Genomic DNA, 6,029 nt, shown 5'->3' on the forward strand with positions numbered 1-6,029 from the left:
TTTGGGGGCAGTGGAAGGGGGGGAGAAGAGACAGGCCCCGGGCGCACCGGCCGGCGAGCGCCCGGGCACCGTGGCCGCGCCCGTCGCCGAGCGCCCCGCGCCCACCGGCGGCGAGGTCCCGCCCGCCCCCGCCCCGGAGGCCACCCGCCCCCAGGAGCAGCCCGCGCCGCGCGACCCGGAGCCCGCGCCCACCACCTCCCCGGTGGCGACGGCGCAGCCCGCGACCGCCCCCTACGCCCCGGCGGCCAAGGCGGCCCGCGAGGCCGAGCAGGAGGCCCCCGAGGCCACCGACGAGACGCAGCGCCTGCGCGGCCCCGCCGCGCGGGTGGTCACCAACATGGAGGCCAGCCTGGAGGTGCCCACCGCGACGTCGGTGCGCGCCATCCCGGCCAAGCTCCTGGTCGACAACCGGATCGTCATCAACAACCACCTGGCCCGCGGCCGCGGCGGCAAGATCTCGTTCACGCACCTCATCGGCTTCGCGCTGGTCGAGGCGGTGGGCGAGATGCCGGCGATGAACACCGCGTACACGCTGGTCGACGGCAAGCCGGGCTACCTCACGCCCGCGCACGTCAACCTGGGCCTCGCGATCGACCTGGCCAAGCCGGACGGCACCCGCCAGCTGCTCGTCCCGAGCATCAAGCAGGCCGAGACGCTCGACTTCGCGCAGTTCTGGAACGCGTACGAGGACGTCGTGCGGCGCGCCCGCGGCGGCAAGCTCGGGGTCGACGACTTCGCCGGCACCACGCTGTCGCTGACGAACCCCGGCACCATCGGCACCGTGCACTCCGTGCCGCGGCTCATGCAGGGCCAGGGCACGATCATCGGCGTCGGCGCGATGGACTACCCCGCCGAGTTCCAGGGCACGTCGGACGAGCAGCTCAACAAGATGGGCGTGTCCAAGGTGCTGACGGTGACGTCCACCTACGACCACCGCGTCATCCAGGGCGCGCAGTCCGGCGACTTCCTGCGCATCCTGCACCGCAAGCTGCTCGGCGAGGACGGCTTCTACGACCGGGTGTTCGCGTCGCTGCGCGTGCCCTACGAGCCGATCCGCTGGGTCAAGGAGGCGGCCGACCCGGACGCCGAGGCCATCAAGCCGGCCCGGATCGCCGAGCTCATCCACTCCTACCGGTCGCGCGGCCACCTCATGGCCGACACGGACCCGCTGGCCTACCGGCTGCGCAAGCACCCCGACCTGGACGTGCAGACGCACGGCCTGTCGCTGTGGGACCTGGACCGCACGTTCCCGACCGGCGGGTTCACCGGCAAGCCGCGCGCGACGCTGCGCCAGGTGCTCGGCCTGCTGCGCGACTCGTACTGCCGCACCACCGGCTTCGAGTACATGCACCTGCAGGACCCGCGGCAGCGCCGCTGGCTCCAGGAGCGGCTGGAGGCGGGCTACGCCCCCACGCCGCGCGAGGACCAGCTGCGCATCCTGCGCCGGCTGAACGCCGCCGAGGCGTTCGAGACCTTCCTGCAGACCAAGTACGTCGGGCAGAAGCGGTTCTCCCTGGAGGGCGGCGAGTCCGTCATCCCGCTGCTCGACGCCGTGCTGTCGCGCGCCGCCGAGAGCGGGCTGGACGAGGTCGCCATCGGCATGGCGCACCGCGGCCGGCTCAACGTGCTCGCGAACATCGCGGGCAAGTCGTACGGCCAGATCTTCAGCGAGTTCGAGGGCAACCAGGACCCGAAGTCCGTGCAGGGCTCCGGCGACGTCAAGTACCACCTGGGCACCGAGGGCGTGTTCCACGCCGAGTCCGGGGCGTCGACCCGCGTCTACCTGGCCGCGAACCCGTCGCACCTCGAGGCGGTGGACCCGGTGCTCGAGGGCATCGTCCGCGCCAAGCAGGACCGGATCGACCTGGGCGGCGACGGGTTCTCCGTGCTGCCGATCCTCATCCACGGCGACGCGGCGTTCGCCGGGCAGGGCGTGGTCTTCGAGACCCTCAACCTGGCCCAGCTGCGCGGCTACCGCACCGGCGGCACCATCCACGTCGTCATCAACAACCAGGTCGGCTTCACCACCGGCCCGTCGTCCTCGCGCTCGTCGCAGTACGCCACCGACGTGGCGAAGGGCCTGCAGGTCCCGATCTTCCACGTCAACGGCGACGACCCCGAGGCGTGCGTCCGGGTCGCCGAGCTCGCGTTCGAGTACCGCGAGCAGTTCGACCGCGACGTCATCATCGACATGGTCTGCTACCGCCGTCGCGGCCACAACGAGGGCGACGACCCCTCGATGACCCAGCCGCTGATGTACAACCTCATCGAGGCCAAGCGCTCGGTCCGCAAGCTCTACACCGAGGCGCTGGTGTCCCGCGGGGACATCACGCTCGAGGAGGCCGAGCACGTGCTGCGCGACTACCAGGCGCAGCTCGAGCGGGTGTTCGCGGAGACCCGCGAGGAGGGCTGGACGCCGCCGTCGCCCGACGCCGAGCCGGTGGCCGGCCTGGAGCGCCCGGAGTCCCAGCGCGAGGACGCCGGCGTCATCATCGGCTGGCAGACCGCCGTGCCGGCCAAGGTGCTGGAGCGCATCGGCGCCGCGCACGTGCGGGCGCCCGAGGGCTTCACGATCCACCCGAAGCTCGCGCAGCTGCTCGCCCGGCGGGAGCAGATGTCCCGCGAGGGCGGCATCGACTGGGGCTTCGGCGAGATCCTCGCGTTCGGCTCGCTGCTGATCGAGGGCACCCCGGTGCGCCTCGCCGGGCAGGACTCCCGGCGCGGCACCTTCGTGCAGCGGCACGCCGTCCTGCACGACCGGGAGACCGGTGCCGAGTGGACCCCGCTGCTCTACCTCTCGGCGGACCAGGCCAAGTTCTGGGTCTACGACTCGTCGCTGTCCGAGTACGCGGCGCTGGGCTTCGAGTACGGGTACTCCGTCGAGCGCCCGGACGCCCTGGTGCTGTGGGAGGCGCAGTTCGGCGACTTCGTCAACGGCGCGCAGACCGTCATCGACGAGTTCATCTCCTCGGCGGAGCAGAAGTGGGGCCAGCACTCGTCCGTCGTGCTGCTGCTCCCCCACGGCTACGAGGGCCAGGGGCCGGACCACTCGTCGGCGCGCATCGAGCGGTTCCTGCAGATGTCCGCCGAGGGCAACATGACGGTCGCGCAGCCGACGACCCCGGCGTCCTACTTCCACCTGCTGCGCCGCCAGGCCTACGCCCGGCCGCGCCGCCCGCTCGTCGTCTTCACCCCGAAGTCGATGCTGCGGCTCAAGGCGGGCGCGTCGCCGGTCGCGGACTTCACCTCCGGCACGTTCCGGCCGGTCATCGGCGACGAGGCGGCCGCGGCCTCGGCCGCCCGCGTCGACCGCGTGCTGCTGTGCTCGGGCAAGCTCTACTGGGACCTCGTGGCCCAGCGGGAGAAGCTGAACGACGAGCGCACGGCGATCGTCCGGTTCGAGCAGCTGTACCCGCTCGACCACGAGGGCATCCGCGCGGCGCTCGCGCCGTTCGACGGTGCCGAGCTGGTCTGGGTCCAGGACGAGCCGCGGAACCAGGGTCCGTGGTCGTACGTGTCGCTCGCACTGCCGCCGGTCGTCGGCGCTCCGGTCCGGGCCGTGTCCCGCCCGGCGTCCGCGTCGACGGCGGCCGGCTCGGCGAAGGCGCACCAGGCCGAGCAGGCGGAGATCCTGCGGGCGGCGTTCGAGCGCTGAGGCGCACCGCACGCACGGAGGCCGGCCGCCCCTCGGGGTGGCCGGCCTCCGTGCGTCCGCCTCTCTCCCGCGCCCTTCGCCGAGATAGGACCCGTCGACCGAGATAGGACCGTCCACGGCCCTATCTCGGCGCAACGGTCCTATCTCGGCAGCACGTCGGTTGCGGGCGGCCGGACGCGGTCAGGCCACCGACATGCGGTCGGCCGCCGCCTCCGCCTCGTCGGTGCACGCGAACTGGCGCCGGTAGGCCTGCGGGTTGGTGCCGAGCACCCGGGCGAAGTGGTGCCGCAGGATCGCCGCGCTGCCGAACCCGCTGGCGCGCGCGACCTCGTCCACCCCGGCGGACGTCCGCTCGAGCAGCTCCTGCGCCCGCACGAGGCGCTGCCGCGTGACCCACGCGGCCGGCGTCGTGCCGGTCTCGGCGCGGAACCGGCGCGCGAACGTGCGCTCGGACATCAGCGCCCGGGCGGCGAGGTCCGGCACCGTCAGGTCGGCGTCGAGGTGCTCGGTCATCCAGGCGAGCAGCGGGGCGAGGGTGTCCGCGTCGCACGGCAGCGGGGTGTCCACGTACTGCGCCTGCCCGCCGTCCCGGTGCGGCGGCACGACCATCCGCCGCGCGACCAGCGCCGCCTGCTCCGCGCCGAGCTCGCGGCGGAGCAGGTGCAGGCACGCGTCGATGCCGGCGGCGGTGCCGGCGCTGCTGATGACGCCCCGGTCCTCGACGTAGAGCACGGCGGGGTCCACCTGGGCCGTCGGGTACCGGCGCTGCAGGTCGTCGGCGTACATCCAGTGCGTGGTGCACCGGCGCCCGTCCAGCAGCCCGGCCTCCCCCAGCGCGAACGTGCCCGAGCAGATGCTCATGACCCACGCGCCGCGGTCGTGCGCCGCGCGGATGGCGTCCCGCGCGGCGGCGGGCAGCCCGTACGGCGCCTTGTACGGCAGCACCACCACGAGGTCCGCGTCCGCCGCCGCCTCCAGCCCGGTCGGCACCTCGACGGCCAGCGCAGGCTCCATCGGCACGCTGCCGGGCTCGGGGGTGCACAGCGTGAAGTCGAAGGTCGGCCCGCCGGTGTCGGAGCGGTCGATGCCGAACACCTCGCACACCAGCCCGAGCTCGAACGCCGACACCCCGGGGACCGCGATCGCGGCGACACGCTGCAGCATGGCGCCGAGCCTGCCACGGAACTGGCGGGAAGTCGATGGGGGTCGGCAGTGCTGCCACTCGTGGCGGGATACCGGCGACGGCAGGCTTTCTGCCATGACCGCTCTCATCCTCGCCCTGGCCCTGATCACGCTCACCGCCTACCTCGGCGCCCGGCTGTACGACTGGCTGCGCACCGACGGCCTCGGCCGCCGCGAGCCCCCGCGCTCGCACCACGACTGGACCGACGACGCCGACCGCTACCTGCACTGAGCCCCCGGCCCCGCGCCGCGCGTCGGCGGGCGCGCCCGGCGCTCCGGCTGCGACACTGGCCACGCGCCCGCGACCGCGGGACGTGCACGGCGAGCGGGAGGACGGGACGTGGGCGAGCTGCCACTGCGCCTGGTGGTGATCGGGGACGAGCTGGCCGCGGGTGCCGGCGACCCGCGGGCGCTCGGCTGGGTCGGCCGCGTGGCCGCGCGCACGACGACCCCGGTGCCCCCGACGGTGCTCACCCTGGCCGTCCCCGGCGAGACGACCTCCGGCCTGTCCGCCCGGTGGGAGGAGGAGGTGGGCCGCCGCGCCTCGGCCGAGGCCGACACCCGGCTCGTCGTCTCCCTGGGCCGCGCCGACGCCCTCGCCGGGCTGTCGCTCGCGCGCAGCCGGCTCAACCTCGCGAACATCCTCGACGCCGCGGAGCAGCGCCGGATGCCGGCGTTCGTCGTCGGCCCGCCGCCGGGCGCCGGGGTCGACGCCACGACGCTCGCCGACCTGTCCGCCGCGTTCGCCGACGTGACCACCCGGCGCCGCGTGCCGTACGTCGACACCTTCACCCCGCTCGCCGGGCACGAGCAGTGGCTCGCCGACCTCGCCGCGGGCGACGGGTCGCTGCCCGGCCAGGCCGGCTACGGCCTGATGGCGTGGCTGGTGCTGCACTCGCACTGGAACGCCTGGCTCGGGCTGCCGGAGGACGTGGTCTGACGGCCCCGGGGCCGCCCGGCAGGGGCCGCGCGACCCGGACGTCAGCGCGGCGGCAGCGTCGCGGCGATCGCCGCGCGGGCGCTCGCCAGCACCGTCCGCACCGTGTCGGCCGTGAGCGCGGTCGGCCCCCCGGACGCCTCCGCGTGCCGCACGGCCTCCCGCACCTCGGCCCGGAACTCCGCGAGGTCCGCCTCGATCGCCGCGCGCCGCGCGCGGGCCTCCCGGCGCGCGTCGGCGGCCGCTGCGCCCGGC

At 74.6% G+C, this 6,029-nt stretch carries 5 protein-coding genes; 3 read left to right on the forward strand and 2 right to left on the reverse strand.

Translation table 11 applies throughout. The features are described from left to right. The first annotated feature begins 70 nt into the window (after positions 1-70). The gene (locus tag AC3WUG_RS19175) at positions 71-3,655 is read left to right on the forward strand and encodes a multifunctional oxoglutarate decarboxylase/oxoglutarate dehydrogenase thiamine pyrophosphate-binding subunit/dihydrolipoyllysine-residue succinyltransferase subunit (RefSeq protein ID WP_492329130.1); all 3,585 of its coding nucleotides are present in this window, start codon (positions 71-73) and stop codon (positions 3,653-3,655) included. Positions 3,656-3,835: 180 nt separating this feature from the next. Here the strand turns inward: AC3WUG_RS19175 and AC3WUG_RS19180 are convergent, their stop codons facing one another. Further along, the gene (locus AC3WUG_RS19180) at positions 3,836-4,819 is read right to left on the reverse strand and encodes a GlxA family transcriptional regulator (protein WP_492329131.1); all 984 of its coding nucleotides are present in this window, start codon (positions 4,817-4,819) and stop codon (positions 3,836-3,838) included. Between the two features lie 94 nt (positions 4,820-4,913). Here AC3WUG_RS19180 and AC3WUG_RS19185 point away from each other — a divergent pair, with 94 nt between their 5' ends. Both AC3WUG_RS19185 and AC3WUG_RS19190 read left to right on the forward strand, forming a co-directional pair. Then, the gene (locus tag AC3WUG_RS19185; protein ID WP_492329132.1) at positions 4,914-5,069 is read left to right on the forward strand and encodes a hypothetical protein; all 156 of its coding nucleotides are present in this window, start codon (positions 4,914-4,916) and stop codon (positions 5,067-5,069) included. Positions 5,070-5,177: 108 nt separating this feature from the next. Continuing rightward, a complete protein-coding gene (locus AC3WUG_RS19190; RefSeq protein WP_492329133.1) occupies positions 5,178-5,777 on the forward strand; it encodes a GDSL-type esterase/lipase family protein in 600 nt (199 codons plus the stop codon). Positions 5,778-5,818: 41 nt separating this feature from the next. Here the strand turns inward: AC3WUG_RS19190 and AC3WUG_RS19195 are convergent. Next, positions 5,819-6,029, reverse strand: a 211-nt coding sequence (locus AC3WUG_RS19195) for a hypothetical protein (protein WP_492329134.1), incomplete at its 5' end; no start/stop codon positions are given.

It is taken from the genome of Cellulomonas sp. EB106-03-03-XG116 (assembly GCF_058792015.1).

Bases quoted from the DNA above. Each gene is read 5' to 3' on its own strand.
- AC3WUG_RS19180 (WP_492329131.1), bottom strand. From the start codon at position 4,819: ATGCTGCAGCGTGTCGCCGCGATCGCGGTCCCCGGGGTGTCGGCGTTC.
- AC3WUG_RS19185 (WP_492329132.1), top strand. From the start codon at position 4,914: ATGACCGCTCTCATCCTCGCCCTGGCCCTGATCACGCTCACCGCCTAC.